Here is a 19,778-nt window from a genome sequence, read left to right as displayed (position 1 = left end):
AAGTCTTCTAGACTTGAAAGTGGAGTAGAAAAAAATGATTCTATTAGATCATCCCCATTTTCTTTGCTTGTTCCATCATTTGTTCACGCTGCTCTGGAGACATGTTTTGAATCATATCTTGCATTTTTTGTAGCTCTTCTGGTGACATTTGAGACATCATCTCTTGTGCCTTAGCGTACATATCTTGTTGATTTTCAAATTTTTGCATTGAAAAGACGATCTTTTCTGGACCGATTTCACTGTCGATCATTTTCTTTTCTCTTAATTCTTCGAGAACTTTATTAAGGCTTAAACCTTTATTATCTGCAACTTCATACATTTTTTCAGTTGGAAGTGAGACTTTCTTTTCAGGGAAGCCATTGGCACTTAAATTTTTGATAATTTGATCAATAAATTTTTCCATTTCACGATCCTTTACTTTGCTGTTTAGGCCTTATTTAGTAACATGATGCGCATGAAAAACCAAGCTGCACCAACGAAAGGCCCAGAGGGCTTTGAATATTTTTACTCACAAATGTGGGGCCAGAGATGGCCTTCATTAAAGGACTCTTTCACAAAGAAAGAGGAAAAAGCCTATCGTCGTAATATTTGGTTTGAAGGTGATTTTATTGATTCCGATGAAATCATTGCAGGAGTTTATGCTAATGGCGAAGTGAGTGAAAATCAGCAAATTAAATCCCACTATATCATGGATGCTGCTAGCGTTATCGTTGCTCGTAATCTAAATCCAACTCCGGGATCCAAAGTTCTTGATATGTGTGCGGCCCCTGGAGGTAAGAGTTTAGTTCTTTTTGAAGAAATGCAAGGAAAGGGACATCTTGTTTTAAATGAGCTTTCTCGAAATCGAAAAGAGCGCCTACGCCGTGTTATTTCAGAGTATGTGCCAGAAGAGATGAGGGATGTCATTGATATTCGCGGCTTTGATGGCAATAAGTATGGCCTAAACCTAAAAGATGAATTCGATTTTGTTCTTCTCGATGCACCATGCTCCGGAGAGCGTCATACTTTAAATGATCAAAAATATCTCAATATGTGGTCTAAGAAGAGAACTAAGAATCTTGCGGCCACTCAATACTCGCTTCTGTGTTCGGCCCTTTTGACCCTTAAAAGTGGTGGAGAAGTTCTGTATTCAACATGTTCTATATCTAGTCTTGAAAATGATGAAGTTATAGCTAAGGTTCTTAAAAAAAGAGCTGACCAAGTTGAGCTTGTTCAAGAACTAAATACTTTCGGTTTTGGAGAAAAAACTGAATATGGTACAATATTTCTACCTGATGCGAAGGGAGAAATAGGTCCTTTGTACATGTGTAAACTTCGAAAAAAGTAGGTAGATATGAAATTCTTTTTAGCGATTGTTCTAACAATTAATAGTTACGCATTTAAGTGTACAAAAGAATTTAGTCCTGTTTGTGGGAATGGGAAGACTTACTCAAATCGTTGTATGGCACAAGCATCAGGGGCCACTGAAATCTCTGACGGTGCATGTGATAATAAAGAAAATAAGACTACAAATAAAAAACAACTAAGGCCCGACGCTACTTCTCCGATGAAGCCTCATCATCCACAGGGGAAAGCACCATGTATCTGTCCGATGATTTGGATGCCAGTGTGTGGAGTTGATGGAAAGACTTACGGTAGTGCTTGCAACGCAAATTGCCAAAAAGTGCAAATAAAACATCAAGGCGCGTGCGAAAAAATTGAGTCCCACTAATTTTACTTTTGATTTTTTTTGATTTTTTTTTATTGCTTAAATTGTTAGAATTCAACATATCCAATTCTATTTATTTTTATTCTGTATAGGTTTAGTTTAAATACTAAACTTTAATTAAACTTGCCTCTGTACGATACTTCAAGTGGTTATGGAGGATAAATGAAGAATAAGAATTTTAAAGTTAAGTTAATTCTACTATGTTTCTTTTTATCAGTTGTCAGTATTGTTATAAGTACTGTTTCTTACTTCGGTGTAAGTGAATTGAGTGAGCAATCAAGCTTCTTTAACGAGAATATTATTCCTCGAAATTCATTACTAAGTGAAATGGACGTTAGTTATCAGAAAACGCGAATTCAAGTTAGAACTCTTGGGCTTGAGGACTTGGATCGAAGAAATAGAGAAAGCGCTATTTCTAACACTCTAAAGATGATTGATAATTATGAATTAGCTGCTAATAAACTAAGTCGTCTTATTTCTAATGCAGAAGAACAAAAAATATTTAATGAACTTCAAGTGCAGTGGAATGACTTCAAGAAAGTTGGTGGTAGAGCAGTTGAACTTGCAAAGATTAATAACGAGAAGGCGAGATCTGAACTTCAAGAAATTTTCTTAATTCACTGTCCAGAAGCTGCTGAAAATTACCAAAGAGTTTTAGATAAATACAATGAACGACTGTCTAAAGAAGTTCTCACTTCCGCATCAGTGGTTAGTTCAACAGCTCGTAGCTTACAAATTACATTAGTCGTCGTTTCTTTAATTGGAATTATCCTTGGCTTCTCTATCGGTGTTGCTTATGCATCTAATATATCGCAAAAAATAAAGGCAACGATCACTGCTCTAACTAATACATCTCGATCACTGACAAAAAGTGCAAAGAGTATTGCATCGACATCTAATGAACTATCGCTATCTAGTGAAAGACAAGATTCATCATTACAAGAATCTTCAAGCTCTCTAGAAGAGATTAGTTCTATGGTCAGGATGACTGCTGATAATGCTAAGGTTTCAAATAATTTAGCACAGGAGAGTTTAGGCAAGGCTGCAGTCGGTAAGAAAATTGTTAAGAAAATGATTCATTCTATGAATGGTATTGATAGTGATATTGATGTGATGGTTGGTGAATTTACGGATAACAATAAGAAGATGCTTCATATCGTTGAGTTAATTAATCGCATTGAGGAAAGAACTCAAATTATTAATGATATCGTTTTTCAAACAAAGCTTTTATCTTTTAATGCTTCTGTTGAAGCTGCAAGGGCAGGAGAAGCTGGAAAAGGGTTTGCCGTAGTTGCTGAAGAAGTCGGTAAATTGGCCCAAATGAGTGGAAATGCTTCAATTGAAATCTCAGATATGGTTAGCACAAGTGTTAATGAAGTAAACTCAATTGTTGAAGAGTCTAATATGAGGCTTACTGATCTTGTTCAAAAAGTTAGAAATAGTGTGACTTCTGGCTCTGAAGTAGCAAATCAGTGTGGGCAAATTCTTGAAGAAATTGTCGATAGTGTTGAGAATGTTACTAACTCAATTACAGAAATTACTACTGCAACGTATGAGCAATCAAAGGGGATTTCTGAGTTACAAAATTCAATTTCAAATATCGATGTCTCTTCTAAGTCAAATACTGGAATTGCTAAAGGTGCATCAAATATCGCAGATCAGCTTTTAAATGAAGTTAGCTTTGTGAATCGTTCAATTGGAGAGATCGAGCTTGTCTTCTTGGGTGAAGAAAGTGAAAGAAGACAAGCTGCTTAAATATGGCCTATGAAGAAGCCGAGTCGTAGACTTGAAGTCCACGTTCCCAAAGCTTTAACAAGATAAACCAAAATACACCAGTGGCAACTACCATTAAAAGTAGGTAGTGCCACTTACTCATATCTAGTAAGAAATGAATAGGGGCCGAGCCTACAAGTAAAATTGGAACAAGAGTTGAAAAGACTCTCTTCGTTGCGGCACCATATATCAGATCCGGCCAACGCGAAAGTTGCTGCATCTGCATTCTAAAGAAGTTAATACCTACACCCTCTACCAACCAAAACATTGCACAGCTTATGACAAACTCGACAACTGCCAGTAGGGCCAAAGATAGGATTAACAGCAGAGGAACTAATAACCACTGAAAAAGAGAGAAATTGTTTATGTTTGCATAATAACTAAATACTACAATTGCAGGAATTAAAGTCGGAATTGAGGAAGGCCTTACATTCCTAAAGAAGACACTAAAGATAGAACTTAGTGGCCTTAAGATTGTGTAGTCTAGCTGACCTGATTTTAAATCATCACTAAAGCGCCAAAAATTCTGACTTAAAATAATCATGTGGAAGCCATCAACTAATAAGACATATGAGAGAAAGAGCATGAATTGGTTTCGATTCCAACCCATGACCATATCCACGTGATCAAAAATAAAATCAACAGTGAAGTAAGCCGAACCAAAGAACATAAGATCCATCATAACCATAAGAACAAAGCTCGTACGAAAGCTCATGGCCACGGCAGTACTTGTAGAGATAAATTTCTTATATACTGAAAGATAGTGTTTAATTTCCGAACTAAAACTCATTACATCCCCGCCGCTGTGTAAAGTTTAATCCCACGACGCCACGTTAATGCACTGATAACACTAACAAGGATTAGCCATGGAGATAGGACACTAAAAAAAGTTGCATAGCTTACGGCTTCTCCCATGAAAACCTTAATTGGATAGTAAGTTAGATAGGGAAATGGTGTATACATAAGGATTTCTCTAAAGAAGTCCGGATATAGTTCTAGCGGAATAATTGCACCTGATAAGAAAACTGTGATCATCTGAAGCATAACTCTCAATATCCATGTTTCTTCTAACCAAAATGCCATAACACCCGTTAAGTATTGTAGCGAGAACCAAAAGAGGCTTACAAAAAGACAAACCCCAACACCATTTAGTAGTGTCGGTAAGTCGACACTTGGTAAAATACCAATTATCGAAAACAAGAATATTGCAAAACCTGTTACAAATAATTGAATAATTTGAAAGCCAATAAATGAAGCGGTATGAAACTCCCAAAAATTAAAAGGGTAGATTAGATATGTTGAAATCCTTCCCATTCGAATATCAAGGGCCAAGTTAAGTGCAGTATGACCTTGGGCAAGTTGTGAAACCACAAAGGCCCAGACGTGGTACGTAAGCATCGCCTTAAGCGTATAGCCCTTAATTGTATCACTTCCTGTACTTTCAAAAATTGCCGTCCACAAGTTGTATTTGATAAAGAGAAACACCAGTGCCGGTCCAATTATTTGAAGGAAGAAATTTAGGCGGTATGCCGTGTACTTTACAATGGAGATCTTAATGGTTTGCCACCATTTTATAAGATTAGACATTACTTAGAATCTCCGGATTCTCCATGATCTTCTTCATTACTTTCTCAATTGGAAGTTTTTCCGTATGAAAATCAACAACTGGATATTTTGAAAGAATTGCCGAAGAAATCTCTGAAAGCTCTTCCTTATCAACTCTTAACTCTACACTTGAAGCATTATCTAAGAAGTCGCAATCAAGCTTTGACCAGAACTCTTCTTTTGTATCAATGGCCCTATCAAAGCTGAAGTATACTGATTTCTTATCTCCAAGGATCTTTTCAAGATTCTGAAGTGGGCCATCATATGCTTTTTGACCTTTTGAGATTAGAACGAGGTCTTTGCAAAGCGCCTGAACATCGGCCATGTAGTGTGATGTTAGAATAATCGATAGCTCATTTTTTGCGTGATATTCTTTTAAGAAATTTCTCATATTCTCTTGTGCTACTAAATCTAGTCCAATCGTTGGCTCATCTAAGAATAATACTTCTGGTTCATGGAGTAGAGATGCCATTAACTCAAGCTTCATTCTTTCCCCAAGAGAAAGCTTTCTTACGTGAATATGAAATAATTCTGTTACATCTAAAAGTTCACCCATGTAACCAAGCTTCTTTTTGAATTGGTCGTCTGGGATTTCATAATACTTTTGAAGTAATTGAAAAGAGTCCATGGCCGGAATGTCCCACCAAAGTTGAGATTTTTGCCCCATAACTAGAGCTATCTTCTTTCTGAACTCTTTGTCACGTTGCCAAGGTTTGTAGCCTGCAATTGTAACTTCTCCGCTTGAGGGAACAATAATTCCCGTAAGCATTTTCATAAGTGTTGTTTTTCCTGCTCCGTTAGGACCAAGTAAGCCTTTAATTTCACCTTTTTCAACTTTGAAGCTAAAGTCATTAACGGCATATTTTGTTATAGGGTTACGATTAAAGAACGATTTAATACTTCCTTTAAATCCTTCTTCTTTTTTATAACTAGTAAATTTCTTTGTGAGGTTATTTGTTTCAATCATTTTTACTTTACTCGCTAGCGTGTTGGTTAGTGTATTCGTACATGACAATACTTGCAGCAATAGAGACGTTTAAAGATTCTGTCATTCCATATTGCTTGATCTTTAGTCTTTCAATTCCAGGCATTTCTTTTAGTGGACCAAATTCTTCATGGCCAAAGATAAAGGCAGACTTCTTAGGAAGTTCACTTTCATTTAAAAATGTCTGTGCATTTGAATCGAGAGTAAGAGGAGTGTAGCCAAGTTCATTAATTCGCTCAATCGAATCTTCAATATTATCATAGAAGAATGTCTTTACTCTTTTGAGTGCACCTTTGGCAATGGTTACATCGAAGAACTTTGTTCCAACAATGTGAACTTCGTGAACACTATAGATCTCACATGACCTGAGTATCTTTCCAATATTAAAGCCACCCTTTAGATGATCTAAAATAATGATGATCTCATGTTGTCCGTGAACGGCCTTTTCTTTTGCTATTTCTAGTTCTTTTTCAAATTTCTTTTCTAAGAATTTTCTTGTTTTCTTGCTCATATGTCGGTTAAATTACGAAATAAATCGGAGGTTTGCAATGAACAATATCGAAGTCGCAGTTTTTGGAGCAGGGTGTTTTTGGGGTGTCGAAGAAACCTTTAGAAAGCTTGCGGGAGTCATTGAAACTGAAGTTGGCTACGCAGGTGGAAAAAGCGACCAAACGACTTATGAAGAAGTCTGTACTGATACAACTGGTCACGCTGAAGTAGTTAAAATTACTTATGATCCATCAATAATAAAGTTTGAAAACCTATTAGATATCTTCTTTAATAACCATAATCCAACTACTTTAAATCGCCAAGGCGTTGATGTTGGATCTCAATACCGTAGTGTGATTTTTTATAGTAACGAAGCACAAAAAGAAGCTGGAGCAAAGGCCATTAAAGAGCTTGAAGAAAGTGGTTGCTTTAAAAATCCAATTGTTACTAAACTTGAATTGTTGAATAATTATGTCGTTGCCGAAGAGTACCACCAAAAGTACTTGAAAAAGAAAGGACTTACGAGTTGTTCGCTATAAATTTACGTGAATTTATAAGTCTATGTTTTTATTGAAGCTGGCATATTACTATGGCACTTTTAAATTACCTAATTCAATAAAATCACTACGATTGACCCCTTTGTTCATATTTTAACTATCTGAAATTAGATCAAATTATTTTTCTCGTTAGAGTTTAGCGAAACCTTTGCATAATAGCTAAATAGCCAAAAGGGTTCCAGAGAGGGTTGCCCCTTGGTTAAATGACGAGGAGAACACAAATGAATATTGAAAACTTTAGAGAGACGTTTATTGCCCATGCAAGAGATGAGATTAAATCAATCGTTTCTCAATCGAAAATTAAAGGCGAGTTTAATTGTAATGTCTTTAATGAAAAATTAGAAATCATTTGGTCAGAGGCACAAATCAATGGCCTCACAGAGGACGAGTTCGCAACTATCGTTGAAGAAGTAATCCCAACTCAAATAGATAACGTTATTTTTCCATTTTCAAACGATATACCATTAGCGGCTTAAGGTCGTTATTACTTATGCTCGGGTATCGTTGACAACAGACGATGCCCCGGTATTTTCTAATAATTCTTCAGATTCACTTTCATCTTTTCTAATATTAGTAAATTTTGGAACAAGTGCGACAGATATAACAATTACCACCGATCCAGCAATCGCTGTAGGATCTAGCGTTTCCCCAAATAAAATATAACCAAATAAAGCTGCAAAGATTGATTCACTTAAGAAGACTAACCCTACAATGTGAGCAGGGATACTTCTTTGGGCCGTTATTTGCAGCGAGAATGCAATCAAAGAAGAAAAGATCGAAAGTATTAAGAATCCCCATAGTGGTGATGGGAAGTTAAATGGTGAGTTTGTATAAAGAACAGATAAGCTAGTCGGCCCTTCATAGATCAGAGCAAATATTAGGCCCATAAGTCCCATAAAAATACACTGCAGAAAATTGAAGCGAACAGCTTCAACATCATTAGCGTAGCGATCTGTAGCAATAATATGAAGAGAGAAGAAGACTGCCGAAGCAATAACAAAAATATCTCCCATATTAAAATTACTAAAGTCCATTCCGTTCATCATCATAATTCCAAGCATAGAAGTTGATAGTAGAAGCCAGAATGTTTTACGAACTCTTTGACCAAGAAAGAGAACGGAGATAATCGGCGTAATAATAGCGTAGAAAACAGTAAAGAAGCCGGCCTTTGCCATTGTTGTCATGGCAATACCAACAGTTTGGAGCTGAAGGGCCATCATAAGAAGTGCAGAGCAAATTAGACCACCCATAACTTCTTTTTTATTACCCGCTAGTTTTTTGAAATCATTTCTAAAAAATAAAATCACAAAGGCAAATGAACCAGCAAAGATATAGCGTAGTGAATTTGACCAAACAGGAGAATAGTCAGTTAGTGTAAATCGAGTTCCAGCAAAGCCAAGACCCCAGATTGCACAAGCAATACTTAATAAAATGATACCTTTCATGGCCTCAATATAGTTCGCTTTTAAAAAGAACACAATGAAGAGTTTCGACAGATGGACGAGTTCATTAGTTTTTATTTATTGCCAAGGAAAGCTGACAATAATTCACGATAATATCATGTATTTTTATTCATCTGAGTTAATTTAAGTCATTGAATTTATTGAATTGCATGAATTAATTCTTAGAAATTCAAAATTGCTGCAAAATGGATGAGTAGTAATAAAGTACACGTTACTTTTCTTTGTTACTTACCTTTACGGGGGACGTTCGAATGCAAAAAGACAATTTTAAACAAACTTTTTTAAATGAAACAAGAAATGAGGTGCAAGGGATTTATTTAGAAACAACATCAGACGGAGATTTCAATGCAGACCTTTTTTCTGAAAAATTATCGCCAATTTGGACAGCGGCTTCATTAAATGGCCTAGACGAATTTGAATTTATATCCTTGGTCGAGGATATTATTAATAAAGATGCCCAGGAAATTTACTACCCCTTTAGTTTAAACTACAAAACTGCGGCATAAGAGTAAGCTCCCATAGTGGGAGCTTTTCTTTTTCTTATAATAAAGAATCATCAACTAAATTTGGAAGCGTAACTTTTAAAAGAGGCTCTTTTTCCATAGCTCTCTTAATTGCAAAAGTCGCTCCTTCATTACGGGCCCAACTTCTACGATTAATCCCATTGTTTACATCCCAAAAAAGCATCGACTTGATTCGACGATCGCAATCTTCACTACCATCTAGAACCATTCCAAAACCACCATTGATTACTTCTCCCCATCCGACACCTCCGCCGTTGTGAAGAGAAATCCAAGTAGCTCCTCTAAATGAGTCACCAACAAAGTTTTGTACGGCCATATCTGCTGTAAAACGTGAGCCGTCGTAGATATTAGAAGTTTCTCTAAAAGGAGAGTCTGTTCCTGAAACATCGTGGTGGTCACGACCTAGAACAACTGGTGCTTTTAGTTTTCCTTCGCGAAGTGCTTTGTTGAAAGCAAGAGCGATTTCAATTCTTCCATCACTATCAGCATAAAGAATACGTGCTTTTGAGCCAACAACTAGGTCGTTCTCTTTTGCACCTTTAATCCACGTGATATTGTCTTGCATCTGTTGCGTGATTTCACTTGGAGACTCTTGCATTAGTTTTTCTAGAACTTGTGTTGCCAGTTCATCTGTTAGATCAAGATCTTCTTGTGTGCTTGATGTACAAACCCATCTAAATGGTCCAAAGCCGTAATCAAAGCACATTGGCCCCATAATATCTTGAACATATGAAGGATACTTGAAGTCTTCAGTGCTTCCTTCTTTCATAATATCAGCACCTGCGCGAGATGCTTCTAGTAAGAATGCATTTCCATAATCGAAGAAGTACATTCCTTTATCCGCAAGTTTGTTAACAGCGTTTACGTGTCTCACTAAACTTTTTTGAACTTCTTTCTTAAATTGTTCAGGGTTACTTGCCATCATCTCATTTGATTCTTCAAATGAAAGATCCGCTGGGTAGTAACCACCGGCCCATGGATTGTGAAGAGAAGTTTGGTCAGAACCAATGTCAATATGCAGATCACTTTCTGCAATCTTCTCCCATAGGTTAATAATATTACCCTGGTAAGCAAGAGAGACAGCTTCTTTATTTTCTTGAGCTTTCTTAATGCGAGCAATGATTTCGTCTAGGTCAGTGAAAACTTCATCAACCCATCCTTGCTCATGTCTTGTTTTAACCGCTTTTGGATTTACTTCAGCAACGACACCAATACAACCTGCAATAACCGCAGCTTTTGGTTGTGCTCCCGACATTCCACCAAGTCCTGCTGTAACAAAAACTTTTCCGGCCGTTTCAGTAATAGCTTCTTTAGAAATTTTTCTTAGAGCATTGAGTACAGTAATTGTTGTTCCGTGAACAATTCCTTGTGGCCCAATATACATGAATGACCCAGCAGTCATTTGTCCGTATTGAGTTACTCCTAATGCATTAAACTTTTCCCAGTCATCTGGCTTAGAGTAATTAGGAATCATCATCCCGTTTGTGACAACAACTCTTGGTGCATCTTTGTGCGATGGAAATAATCCTGCTGGATGCCCAGAGTAGAGAACAAGCGTTTGTTCATCAGTCATTGTTGCAAGGTATTGCATCGTTAATAGATATTGTGCCCAGTTTGAAAAAACGCCGCCGTTTCCACCATAAGTAATTAACTCGTGCGGGTGTTGAGCAACAGCGTAATCAAGGTTATTTGAAAGCATCAACATAATGGCCGCTGCTTGTTTTGACTTATGTGGATATTCTTCAATTGAGCGTGCGTGAATTTTATAATCAGGGCGGTATCGATACATATAGATACGGCCGTATTTTTCTAATTCTTCTTTAAATTCTGGAAGTAGTTCAGCATGAAGCTCACTTGGAAAATAGCGAAGTGCATTTCTTAACGCTAGCTTTTCTTCTTCTTGAGATAGAATTTGTTTACGTTTTGGAGCGTGGTTAATATCCTCTTCATATTTCTTATATTTTGGTAAAGTCTTAGGAATACCCTCTAATATAGCTTCTTTAAAACTATTAGTACTCATTCTTAAATCCCCTTAAAATAAAGTATTTTAGAAGGTTTATACCACCAATGTAATGAAGTAAAAAGGATTGAGCGTCAATTGACGCTGCTTATTAACGAATAGATTGCCTTCAAGAAATTCTAACTTACTTGTGCTATAATACATATCTAACGAAAGGGGATTTATGCCAAAATTAGAAATAGGACAAGAGGTAGTATCGATTAACTTTGGAGTTGGCGTAATTACTGAAATCAAGGATATGAGCGGTTCAGAATTTTATATTATTGAATCATCTCAAGGTCGTTCAACAACAATGATTCCAACTGTTAAGAAGGATGCGTTTAGACCATTGAGTAGTCCAACAGAATTAGAAGAAACTCTCGATAAGCTTTCGCAAGACAGAGAGATTAGGCAGTTTGATTCTAAAAAGGATCGAATTAATTTCTTTAAATCAAATATTCAAAAGCAAGATATTGAAACGTTCATTGATAATATCCAACAATTACTTCAGATAACGGACAAAGGCTCGGCCGAATCAAAGTATTTAGAAATGCTTTTAGAGAATTTAACTGTGGAAGTTGGGGCAGTCTTTAACGAAGATATCAACCAAGCAAAAGAACGAGTGAACTCTTGCTTGGATGGTAAATTTAGTTTTTAAAATTAGTCTTGAACTGGATCTCTTAAGAATAGAATTCTTGTGATTCTGAAAACGTCTTCTCCACCGCAACCGTTCATGTGACAGTTGTTTGCTTCGTAGCACTGTTTTCTTGGATTATAGTTATAATCTTGATCACCACGAACAAGGATTCCTTCAACAAGACCTGTCTTTTCATTGAATACTGCTGAACCAGAGTTTCCTGAAAAAGTATCTAGGTTAGTTGAAAAACTAAACCATTCATTTGCCTTGCGAACAAATGCACCATCAGCAACTTTTGATGGTAGACCAGAAGGGTGACCGATAACATATACTTGTTCACCTTTTTGGATTTCATCTCTTTTACGATATTCAAGAGGCTTGCGATCAGTTACTTCACGATTAAGTTCGATAACAGCAAAGTCTTCACCACTTGTGCGTCCAAGTCTTTGAGCAACAATTCTCTTACAGCTATAAACATTTTTTTCTAGAATTGTTCTAGCATCATCTTTTGGAGATTTTTTTGAATAATCAAATACCCAAAAGTTATCATAACAGTCTGCTTTTGAAGTCATACAGTGACCAGCAGTTACAACATACTGCTTATTATCTTTTTCTACTAGAAAGCCTGAACAGTCAGCAACATCAACTTGCTTATTAAATCTCTCACCATCACATAATTCAATTTTTGAATCATCAGCAAGGTAAGTGTTTTCAGTCTTTTTTGTTAATTTAGACTTAGGGATCATCGCTAAAGTAGACATTTGAGCATCTAATTTGTTTTGATCCGTTACTTCGAATTGATCAAGGCGATTATCTTCACCGTAAACAACTTTATCAATGGCCATCGTTGAAAAGTTAACAGTAAAAACAGCAGCTAGCAGGGCAAGTGAAAAGTTCATTTATTTATCCTTATTATGTGAGTGGCGCATTAAATCAATGACACATTAAAAAGTACAGAAAAGGGCCCTCAATAAAAAATTACAAATCCTTACATTATATGTAAATTATTTATGCTTGCTTATAACTATCTAAAATTACGTCTAAAGTTCAATGAACGAGAAGCCGATAAGTCCTTGAGATGAGAGACTTATGAAGAAAAATACAATTTTAACTTTTATATTTTTAGCTAGCTTAAATACATCATGTCAGTTAACTAGTGGTGATTTTTTAAGTGGAAAGGCACAGGGAATGGCAAAGAGAGTCTCACGTGAAAGTGATATCCTTGATGTTGTAGACGATGTCGTGCGTGAAGAAGAAGGCCAGGGTGTTAATGAAGACCTACGTGGCCTCACTGATAATTATACAAACTTTCCAACTTCTTACGATATTACAGATTACATCAATGGCAATGTCAGTGCACTAGGAACACAGTGTGCAATGACTGATCATGAGCGAGAGTGGTCATTTGTTAGAAGTGTTGGAACAGGATCTATTGGAGCACGTAAAGTCTTGGCAACGATTTATCAGTCATGTGAGCCAATTGATACAGTTATTGATTCGCGCACTCCTAGCTTAAGTGGTGTTTCAACTCAAGAAGCGACTTTCAGCGATGGAACAGATTTTAAGCAAAGAGTTGTTCATGATGTAGGAGCAATGGTTCGTTCTCATGAGGTTTTAAGAAAACTTGATGAAGACCCAGGCTATCCTGGTGAGGGTTGTATTGATGCAACTAAGGTTCCACCTGTTTACGGTTATGGCTCACGTAAAGGACTGCGCAGTAATGAGATTAACCTGTTCACTCGAGGCCAAGGGGTATCAAGAGAAGGTGCTAGGGCATCAGGAATTGATTGTTCAGAATTCATCTCAGCAGCATATGCAGCAGAGGGGCTTAAGTTTACTAGTAACGATAGAGACTATCGTTCACTAACGACAACTTCTTTGCATGATACTGTTAGAAGTAAGAACTCATGTATTAAGCCGGTTAAGTTTAAATTACCATATTCAATTCGATCAGGTGATATCATTAATGTGAAGGGGAGCCACGTAATTATGGTTGATACGATTGGGGAAGACCCTCTGGCCATTAGAAAGTTTTCTGAACTCGGTCGATGTGATGATATTACAATCAGTGACTTTAATTTCACTTATATTCATAGTGGGGCCTTAAAGAATTATGGCCCGGCAAGAGTTGATGCAAGAACTCATGCAACTCATCGTTCGACTATGTTTGCTAATTTAAGAGCACAAGCAGTTGCCTCATGTAAGGCGATTTTATCTGAACAAGAATATTCAAATGAGATGATGTCTGGACGTTTTAGTATTTTAAGACATAATTCTGAAGACGCTGCATGCTACTATGATGAACCGGCAAAACTTAAAGGTGAGAGCTGTATTAATCAGTGTCTTCAAGACAAATTAAAAGAGGCAAAAAATGTTTAGGTTATTATTTGCTACATTTATATTAGCTCAATTTGCTTTTGCTAACGATATTTGTCCATCTAATAAGGATGTTAAAAAGGTCGCAGCGCAATTAGTAGAGATTGAGATGAGCGGTATCAGGTTAATAGATGGTGCTAAAGATGATTGTCTGAAATCAAAGTATCAAAAATATTATCGTTTCAATAAAGACCCTGATTACGATGCGCCAAAATCATTACAATATTTGGCCACGTCAGAAAAAGCAATAAAGATTTCAGATGTGAAGCTTATTGATAAAGATGTTCATGCATATGAAGCAAATTACTCTGTTAATGTAGAAGATTTAAAAGGGAAGAAGAGTGTCGTGAAAGATAGCATTCGTTTCTACATTAATGTCTCAAAAAGAGCACAGCAAGGTGATGGTTGTGCGTCAGTCATAGAGCCTGCAAAGAAATTAATTTTATTAAAATCATGTAAGAAATAAAAAAGCTCCTTTCGGAGCTTTTTGTTTATCAGAAATTTAAGCAAGCTTTACTAGGCTAGCTAGTGCATCTCTTGCACCATCTTCATTTAATTGTTTACTGTAGTTTGTTAGAAGTTTACGTCCAACAATATGTAGACCAATAAATGACAGTTGATTTTGCATTGCCTGAATAACGTATTGACCACCGCCACCAGAGTGAGTTCCTAATACTGCTGGCTTATCAACAAATGCCTCACGCCAAGATTCACCACCTGAGCGAGATATCCATGCAATTGCATTAATAAATGAAGGAGTAACTGATCCATTATACTCCGGAGTTAAGAAAACAAATCCTTTTGCAGCGATAAATTTATCAGTAAGCTTTACACCGTCGGCCGGGATTCCATTCTTTTCTTCTTCAGCTGTATATAGAGGTAACTTATAGTCACTTAGTTTTACGATTTCAAATGACTTCCCCGTTTCTTGTGCTAGCTCAAGAATCTTATCTGCCATCTTAAGGTTCATTCCGTCACTTGAAGTGACGATTAAAAAATCACTCATTTTCTCTCCTGATTCGTTATTCTAATTCTTTTATAAGTAATAATGCTCTTTGCCCTAAGATAACCTTAGAGTTTGGAAAAATCATTCGTAAATTGTCTTCCGGAGCTTTGTACTCTTCGTTATTTTGGGTAAAAATATGATGTCCTTTTTTAAAAGGCGTAAAATTTGCGCTCTCTTCTTCATCAAATGTGAAACTAAAGTCATCATATTCTTTATTGATTGATTCATAGATTGAAAAAGCTTTAGGAAAAGGTTTCTGCACGAGTTCTTTTGAACTTAAAAGTTTTTCAATAGTTTCTTGTGCTGCTTTAAATTTACCTTCTGGATTTTTGCCAAAAGGATACACTTTTCCAAGTTCAACTGTTGCACTAAAAGCATTGAATTTTTCGAAAGTAAACGAACTAAAGACTGTCGACTCTTTATGTGAAAATAGAGATGCTTCAACTTCCATATTGGCCAGGGCCAGATTAAACTCTTCATCTCGTTTACGATCTTTAGACTTTGGCACTAATGCAAAGCGCTCCATTTCACTCTTCTTTAAGGCGCAATGTAAGTCAAAGTGAAAGAGCTGTTTTTGTTTATACTTGGCTACAAATTGATAGCAACGTTGCTCAATCACATTGGCTCTTCTTACTTCATAATTATCAGATAACTTCTTATAGGCTCCGTTAAAGCAGCGATTTAGATTATATTCACTAAAACGCTCACCAATATTCATTGCTCTCGGATTACCAAAGATAATAAGAGTAGGGGAAGTAAGTACGATCTCGTCATTGTATATTTTCTCTAATATCTCATTCGTAAATTCGATAGGGGCCGTTTCATTTCCGTGAATTCCACATGAAATAATATAAGTATCATCTGTCTCAATAGACTTTGGCGTAACTTCAATAATACCCGTATCATGAATTTCAAATTCACTAAATTTAGAATTAAATGACTTTGGCGCAAGTCCATTTTCATTTTTTCGAGTAAGCTTTAAGAAATTTAATTCATTCATTAGAATTCCTAGACTCTCTTTGCACTAAAGCCCATTGAGGTTAGTTCATCAACGATTTCTTTTATATGAAGATGTCCTCTGGTTTCAAGTGAAAATTCAACTTCTGTTTCTCCAAGTACACTAGTCGTAAATGCTCTATTGTGGTGAATTTCAAGAATATTAGCTTGTTTAGAACCAATAATATTAGAAATTTTAGCAATTGTTCCTGGCGTATCTGGAACATTGACAATAATCGAACATGAGCGACCAGAAGTTATAAGACCTCTTTCGATAATTCGATCTAAGATATTTAAATCAATATTTCCGCCGCTTACGACGAGGACAACTGTTTTACCTTTAATATCCTTGAATTGATCATATAAAAGGGCCGCTACTGAAGTTGCACCAGCACCTTCGCAAAGAACCTTCTCATACTCAAGGAGTGTAACAATAGCATGTGAAATTTCGGTTTCTTTAACCGTTACAATTTCATCTACATATTTTTTTACAGTATTAAATGTATTATCAAGAACTGTCGTTACAGCAATTCCATCAGCAATTGTTTTTCTCTTATCAATTGTAACAATTTTATCTTGTTCAATTGATGTTTTCATTGCTGGCATTTCAACTGCTTCAACGCCCACAATTTTTGCTCGGCTACCACTTTCTTTAAGGGCGGTTGAGATTCCCGAGATAAGGCCACCTCCACCAATTGGAATGGCTACAAGATCAACATCTGGTAGTTCATCAAAAATCTCTAAACCGATAGTTCCTTGACCTGCGATAATATCTTTATCATTGAAAGGATGGATGAAGACCTGGCCGGATTCTCTTTGAATCTCCAAGGCTTTTTGATAAGCATCATCATAGAAATTTCCGTGTAAGATAACCTCAGCACCAAATTTCTTTGTTCCTTGAATTTTTGCAAGAGGAGTGGACTCTGGCATAACAATTGTTGCTTGAATCCCAAGCTGCTTTGCCGCAAGAGCAACACCTTGAGCATGATTTCCTGCTGAAGATGCGATGACTCCCTTATCTTTTTCCTCTTTTGTAAGCTTAGAAAGACGATTAAGGGCCCCTCTGATTTTATAGGCTCCAGTTAACTGTAGATTTTCTAGCTTTAAATAAACCTGGCAATCAAACTTCTCACTTAAAGTTGTCGAGTAGGTTAGTGGTGTTTTTATAATACGATTTTCAATTGCAAGTCTTGCATCTTGAATATCACTTAGCGTTACATTGGTTGTTGTCATAAGGAGATCTTACTTCTTTTCGTAATCAACTTCAAATGTGTTCTCATCAATTTGAATAGGGCCATTTTTAGTCCCCTCATGACGGGCCTGAGCATTATAGGCGTTGCCAGAATAAGACGAGAAACCACCACCATTTTTAAATGAATAGAATTGAACATTGCCACTTTCGATTGAACTCATAAAGAACTTCTTTAGGTAGATCAGCCAAAGATGGCGAGTTAACGGAAGTACCATTGAAAGACCTAGAACATCTGTTAAAAAACCCGGAGTTAAGAGCAGTAGTCCACCTCCAAAAACAAGTAGTCCATGGATAAAACTATTTGCTGGAACTCGCCCCTGAGAAAGTTCTCCTTGAATTTTTGCGAGAAGGGCCGCTCCTTGTGACTTCGCTAGTGCTGCTCCAATTACACCTGTAATCAGAACTAGTAGAAAAGTATTTCCTCCACCAATTTGACCACCTATCGAAAAGAGTAGGTAAATCTCAATTGCTGGAATAACTGTGAATAACATTACTAATATTGGAAACATGGTACCTCATTTATTTTTGTGTACCTATAAGATGGGATGAAAGAAATTATTGTCAAGGTTGGGAATTTCGAAAGCTCGAAATTCCCTTGTTATCTTATTGAAATTAAATAGATTTTAAGTTCTTTGAATCGTAAACCCAACCTTTATGAGTTGAGCCTTTAAGATAGTTTTTGAATTCAATTTGAACCCAATCACCATCAGTTTTTATGATTTCTACGCGTGTATTTGGTGCGACAACCTCTAGTTTTTCACCTTTTGTGCTTGGGATTGCTCTAAGGTTAAGATACTTAACTGGCGTATGATATTTTTTTTCAACAGCTGCTACTACTGGCTTAACTATCTCTTTGGTAATAACTTGTGTCTTTGGTTCAGACTTAAAGATCATTGCACTAACCAATAGCGAAGTCGCAATGATTGAAGCCGCTATATAAAGGGGCTTTTGATCTTTTTGGCGATTTGAAGAATCAGCTTCTTGAGCTGGCTTCATCTCAATTTGCTCACGAACATTCTTTTGATTAATGATAATAGATTGAAGAAGCGACTCAAGTCTTTCAAATTTTTCATTTACTTCTTTTGTTTCGAATCTTCTTTCTAGGTCTTCGATCTTTTTATAGAGATTATCTTTCTTATCTTCTCTATTTATATTAGCTACATGAGTTTCAACATCTGAGGCGATTACCGTTTGTGTTGTGGATTGTAATAGATTAGAAATTGGGCCACTTGATGCTTTCTTCTCATTCTTTTCAAGCAGGCTTGAAAAGTTGAAATTCCCTTGAAAATCATCATTCATAAATTGTGCGGCTTTTTTTAACGAGTTTTCTAGATTTCTCTTAGAATCAACACTCTCTTTCATTAAACTTCCTTGTCATAAATTTTAATTACTTAAAGAGTGTAGAGAATAGTTTTAAACTTGAAAAGTTTTTAAATACTCTTTCACATCCGCTTGCGCGCTTAAGAAATATTTCTTTTCTAGAACGAGTGCATTGGCAATATAGCTAATCTCATTTGATTCAACATTATCAACTTCACCGTCAGCTGCAGCAATTGCAAATAGGGCCTTTAGGACTTGGTAGCGCTCTTGTTGAGACATGATATCCACAAGAGGCTTACAGTAACTTCTCGTATCAAGGCCCGAGAGCTCTTTCATTTTTTCAATTGAGTATTCAGTTATTAACTCAGCTTCTTGCGAGTTTAATTGAGTCATTCCTGTAATGATCTTTTGCATTTTCGTTTTCTCACTCTGACTAACGTGAAAATCAGAGTAGGCAATACGAGCAAGTAATCCACAAATACAAGATATAATAACTTTCCTTTCATCGTTCATTGTAGGAAATTTCTTATTTAAATAGGAATGTATCTGATTAATCGAATTTGATTCGTGATCGGCCTTCAGAGATTTGAAAAATTCGAAGAAGTTCATTATGGACCTTTTTTAGAGATTTTCAGTCGTATATACCTTGTAAAGAGTAACACAGATAGGCGATAATGGAAAAAAAGAAAATAAATTTAGCAAAGTCGAGGAAGTAATTTGAATAAGTTTGAAGTTGGCGATATTGACATTAGAAAAATGAATACCATCTTTAGTACACAAGAGGATGGTGATGTAGCACTAGAAGATAAAGTAAAGGTAAAGAAGCCTTCAAAATATCATGTCATCCTACATAATGATGACTATACGACAATGGAGTTTGTCATTTGGGTATTGATGCATGTCTTTAACAGGAGTCAAGAAGAGGCCATGAAGATAATGTTAGATGTCCACAATAATGGTCGAGGAGTATGTGGAACCTACTCATACGAGGTTGCTGAGACAAAGATGAATAAGGTTATGTCAGAAGCAAAGAAAGAGGGTCACCCACTGCTTTGTACTGTTGAGCCTGAATAGGCACAGGAGAAATA

Annotated in this window: 24 protein-coding genes; 10 read left to right on the top strand and 14 right to left on the bottom strand. The window is 36.4% G+C overall.

What is annotated here, in order from left to right; translation table 11 throughout:
• Positions 1–43: 43 nt before the first annotated feature.
• A complete protein-coding gene (locus ACMAYL_RS05950; protein WP_392990989.1) occupies positions 44–403 on the bottom strand; it encodes a hypothetical protein in 360 nt (119 codons plus the stop codon).
• 51 nt (positions 404–454) lie between these two features.
• Here ACMAYL_RS05950 and ACMAYL_RS05945 point away from each other — a divergent pair, with 51 nt between their 5' ends.
• The 3 genes from ACMAYL_RS05945 (at position 455) to ACMAYL_RS05935 (ending at position 3,463) form a co-directional block, all read left to right on the top strand.
• Positions 455–1,327, top strand: a complete 873-nt coding sequence (locus ACMAYL_RS05945) for an RsmB/NOP family class I SAM-dependent RNA methyltransferase (protein WP_158246759.1) — start codon at positions 455–457, stop codon at positions 1,325–1,327.
• 6 nt (positions 1,328–1,333) lie between these two features.
• Positions 1,334–1,711: a Kazal-type serine protease inhibitor family protein gene (locus tag ACMAYL_RS05940; RefSeq protein WP_103216444.1), complete on the top strand. Its 378-nt coding sequence runs from the start codon at positions 1,334–1,336 to the stop codon at positions 1,709–1,711.
• 159 nt (positions 1,712–1,870) lie between these two features.
• Positions 1,871–3,463: a methyl-accepting chemotaxis protein gene (locus tag ACMAYL_RS05935; RefSeq protein WP_412470865.1), complete on the top strand. Its 1,593-nt coding sequence runs from the start codon at positions 1,871–1,873 to the stop codon at positions 3,461–3,463.
• 7 nt (positions 3,464–3,470) lie between these two features.
• Here the strand turns inward: ACMAYL_RS05935 and ACMAYL_RS05930 are convergent, their stop codons facing one another.
• From ACMAYL_RS05930 to ACMAYL_RS05915, 4 genes are read right to left on the bottom strand one after another with little or no spacing between them, the layout of a single operon-like run.
• Positions 3,471–4,271, bottom strand: a complete 801-nt coding sequence (locus ACMAYL_RS05930) for an ABC transporter permease (protein ID WP_103216446.1) — start codon at positions 4,269–4,271, stop codon at positions 3,471–3,473.
• Complete coding sequence (locus ACMAYL_RS05925; RefSeq protein ID WP_103216447.1) at positions 4,271–5,068, bottom strand: ABC transporter permease; 798 nt, start codon at positions 5,066–5,068, stop codon at positions 4,271–4,273. The genes ACMAYL_RS05930 and ACMAYL_RS05925 overlap by 1 nt, the downstream gene beginning before the upstream one ends.
• Positions 5,061–6,053: an ATP-binding cassette domain-containing protein gene (locus ACMAYL_RS05920; protein ID WP_412470864.1), complete on the bottom strand. Its 993-nt coding sequence runs from the start codon at positions 6,051–6,053 to the stop codon at positions 5,061–5,063. Before ACMAYL_RS05920 ends, ACMAYL_RS05925 begins: the two co-directional genes overlap by 8 nt.
• Before the next feature lie 7 nt (positions 6,054–6,060).
• Positions 6,061–6,582 carry a TrmH family RNA methyltransferase gene (locus ACMAYL_RS05915; protein ID WP_412469865.1) on the bottom strand — a complete coding sequence of 174 codons (522 nt, stop codon included), beginning with the start codon at positions 6,580–6,582 and terminating at the stop codon, positions 6,061–6,063.
• A gap of 37 nt (positions 6,583–6,619) precedes the next feature.
• Here ACMAYL_RS05915 and msrA point away from each other — a divergent pair, with 37 nt between their 5' ends.
• The gene (gene msrA, locus ACMAYL_RS05910; protein WP_412462930.1) at positions 6,620–7,099 is read left to right on the top strand and encodes a peptide-methionine (S)-S-oxide reductase MsrA; all 480 of its coding nucleotides are present in this window, start codon (positions 6,620–6,622) and stop codon (positions 7,097–7,099) included.
• Positions 7,100–7,338: 239 nt separating this feature from the next.
• Positions 7,339–7,593, top strand: coding sequence for a hypothetical protein (locus tag ACMAYL_RS05905; RefSeq protein WP_103216451.1), 255 nt, complete (start codon positions 7,339–7,341; stop codon positions 7,591–7,593).
• A gap of 12 nt (positions 7,594–7,605) precedes the next feature.
• On the opposite strand, the gene ACMAYL_RS05900 is transcribed toward ACMAYL_RS05905, so the two are convergent.
• Entirely contained in the window at positions 7,606–8,562 is a 957-nt protein-coding gene (locus ACMAYL_RS05900) for a DMT family transporter (protein ID WP_412470863.1), read from the bottom strand.
• Positions 8,563–8,831: 269 nt separating this feature from the next.
• Here ACMAYL_RS05900 and ACMAYL_RS05895 point away from each other — a divergent pair, with 269 nt between their 5' ends.
• Positions 8,832–9,086, top strand: coding sequence for a hypothetical protein (locus ACMAYL_RS05895; RefSeq protein ID WP_103216453.1), 255 nt, complete (start codon positions 8,832–8,834; stop codon positions 9,084–9,086).
• Between the two features lie 34 nt (positions 9,087–9,120).
• On the opposite strand, the gene ACMAYL_RS05890 is transcribed toward ACMAYL_RS05895, so the two are convergent.
• Positions 9,121–11,124, bottom strand: coding sequence for a urocanate hydratase (locus tag ACMAYL_RS05890; RefSeq protein WP_412462929.1), 2,004 nt, complete (start codon positions 11,122–11,124; stop codon positions 9,121–9,123).
• 163 nt (positions 11,125–11,287) lie between these two features.
• Between ACMAYL_RS05890 and ACMAYL_RS05885 the strand changes: the two genes are divergently transcribed.
• Positions 11,288–11,761 carry a CarD family transcriptional regulator gene (locus ACMAYL_RS05885; RefSeq protein ID WP_103216455.1) on the top strand — a complete coding sequence of 158 codons (474 nt, stop codon included), beginning with the start codon at positions 11,288–11,290 and terminating at the stop codon, positions 11,759–11,761.
• Positions 11,762–11,763: 2 nt separating this feature from the next.
• On the opposite strand, the gene ACMAYL_RS05880 is transcribed toward ACMAYL_RS05885, so the two are convergent.
• Positions 11,764–12,639, bottom strand: coding sequence for a trypsin-like serine peptidase (locus ACMAYL_RS05880; protein WP_103216456.1), 876 nt, complete (start codon positions 12,637–12,639; stop codon positions 11,764–11,766).
• Between the two features lie 190 nt (positions 12,640–12,829).
• Here ACMAYL_RS05880 and ACMAYL_RS05875 point away from each other — a divergent pair, with 190 nt between their 5' ends.
• Together ACMAYL_RS05875 and ACMAYL_RS05870 are read left to right on the top strand one after the other, a co-directional pair.
• Positions 12,830–14,119, top strand: coding sequence for a hypothetical protein (locus ACMAYL_RS05875; RefSeq protein WP_412470862.1), 1,290 nt, complete (start codon positions 12,830–12,832; stop codon positions 14,117–14,119).
• On the top strand, positions 14,112–14,582 hold the full coding sequence (locus tag ACMAYL_RS05870; protein ID WP_103216458.1) for a hypothetical protein: 471 nt from the start codon (positions 14,112–14,114) through the stop codon (positions 14,580–14,582). The genes ACMAYL_RS05875 and ACMAYL_RS05870 overlap by 8 nt, the downstream gene beginning before the upstream one ends.
• A 36-nt stretch (positions 14,583–14,618) precedes the next feature.
• Here ACMAYL_RS05870 and ACMAYL_RS05865 read toward each other — a convergent pair whose 3' ends face one another.
• The 6 genes from ACMAYL_RS05865 to ACMAYL_RS05840 all read right to left on the bottom strand — a co-directional run bounded on the left by ACMAYL_RS05865 (position 14,619) and on the right by ACMAYL_RS05840 (position 19,203).
• Positions 14,619–15,122, bottom strand: coding sequence for an NADPH-dependent FMN reductase (locus tag ACMAYL_RS05865; protein WP_103216459.1), 504 nt, complete (start codon positions 15,120–15,122; stop codon positions 14,619–14,621).
• A gap of 16 nt (positions 15,123–15,138) precedes the next feature.
• On the bottom strand, positions 15,139–16,122 hold the full coding sequence (locus tag ACMAYL_RS05860; protein WP_412470861.1) for a succinylglutamate desuccinylase: 984 nt from the start codon (positions 16,120–16,122) through the stop codon (positions 15,139–15,141).
• Between the two features lie 8 nt (positions 16,123–16,130).
• A complete protein-coding gene (ilvA, locus tag ACMAYL_RS05855; RefSeq protein ID WP_412469859.1) occupies positions 16,131–17,351 on the bottom strand; it encodes a threonine ammonia-lyase in 1,221 nt (406 codons plus the stop codon).
• 9 nt (positions 17,352–17,360) lie between these two features.
• Positions 17,361–17,879, bottom strand: a complete 519-nt coding sequence (locus ACMAYL_RS05850; protein ID WP_103216462.1) for an FxsA family protein — start codon at positions 17,877–17,879, stop codon at positions 17,361–17,363.
• A gap of 103 nt (positions 17,880–17,982) precedes the next feature.
• The gene (locus ACMAYL_RS05845) at positions 17,983–18,732 is read right to left on the bottom strand and encodes an SH3 domain-containing protein (RefSeq protein ID WP_392991008.1); all 750 of its coding nucleotides are present in this window, start codon (positions 18,730–18,732) and stop codon (positions 17,983–17,985) included.
• 51 nt (positions 18,733–18,783) lie between these two features.
• The gene (locus ACMAYL_RS05840; protein ID WP_158246760.1) at positions 18,784–19,203 is read right to left on the bottom strand and encodes a TerB family tellurite resistance protein; all 420 of its coding nucleotides are present in this window, start codon (positions 19,201–19,203) and stop codon (positions 18,784–18,786) included.
• Positions 19,204–19,407: 204 nt separating this feature from the next.
• Between ACMAYL_RS05840 and clpS the strand changes: the two genes are divergently transcribed.
• Positions 19,408–19,764, top strand: a complete 357-nt coding sequence (clpS, locus tag ACMAYL_RS05835; protein ID WP_255407607.1) for an ATP-dependent Clp protease adapter ClpS — start codon at positions 19,408–19,410, stop codon at positions 19,762–19,764.
• Positions 19,765–19,778: the final 14 nt, after the last annotated feature.

Source organism: Halobacteriovorax sp. RT-2-4 (assembly GCF_047085445.1).
Taxonomy (GTDB): domain Bacteria; phylum Bdellovibrionota; class Bacteriovoracia; order Bacteriovoracales; family Bacteriovoracaceae; genus Halobacteriovorax_A.
Note: the sequence above shows the minus strand (reverse complement) of the source record. Positions and strands in the feature narration are given on the sequence as shown.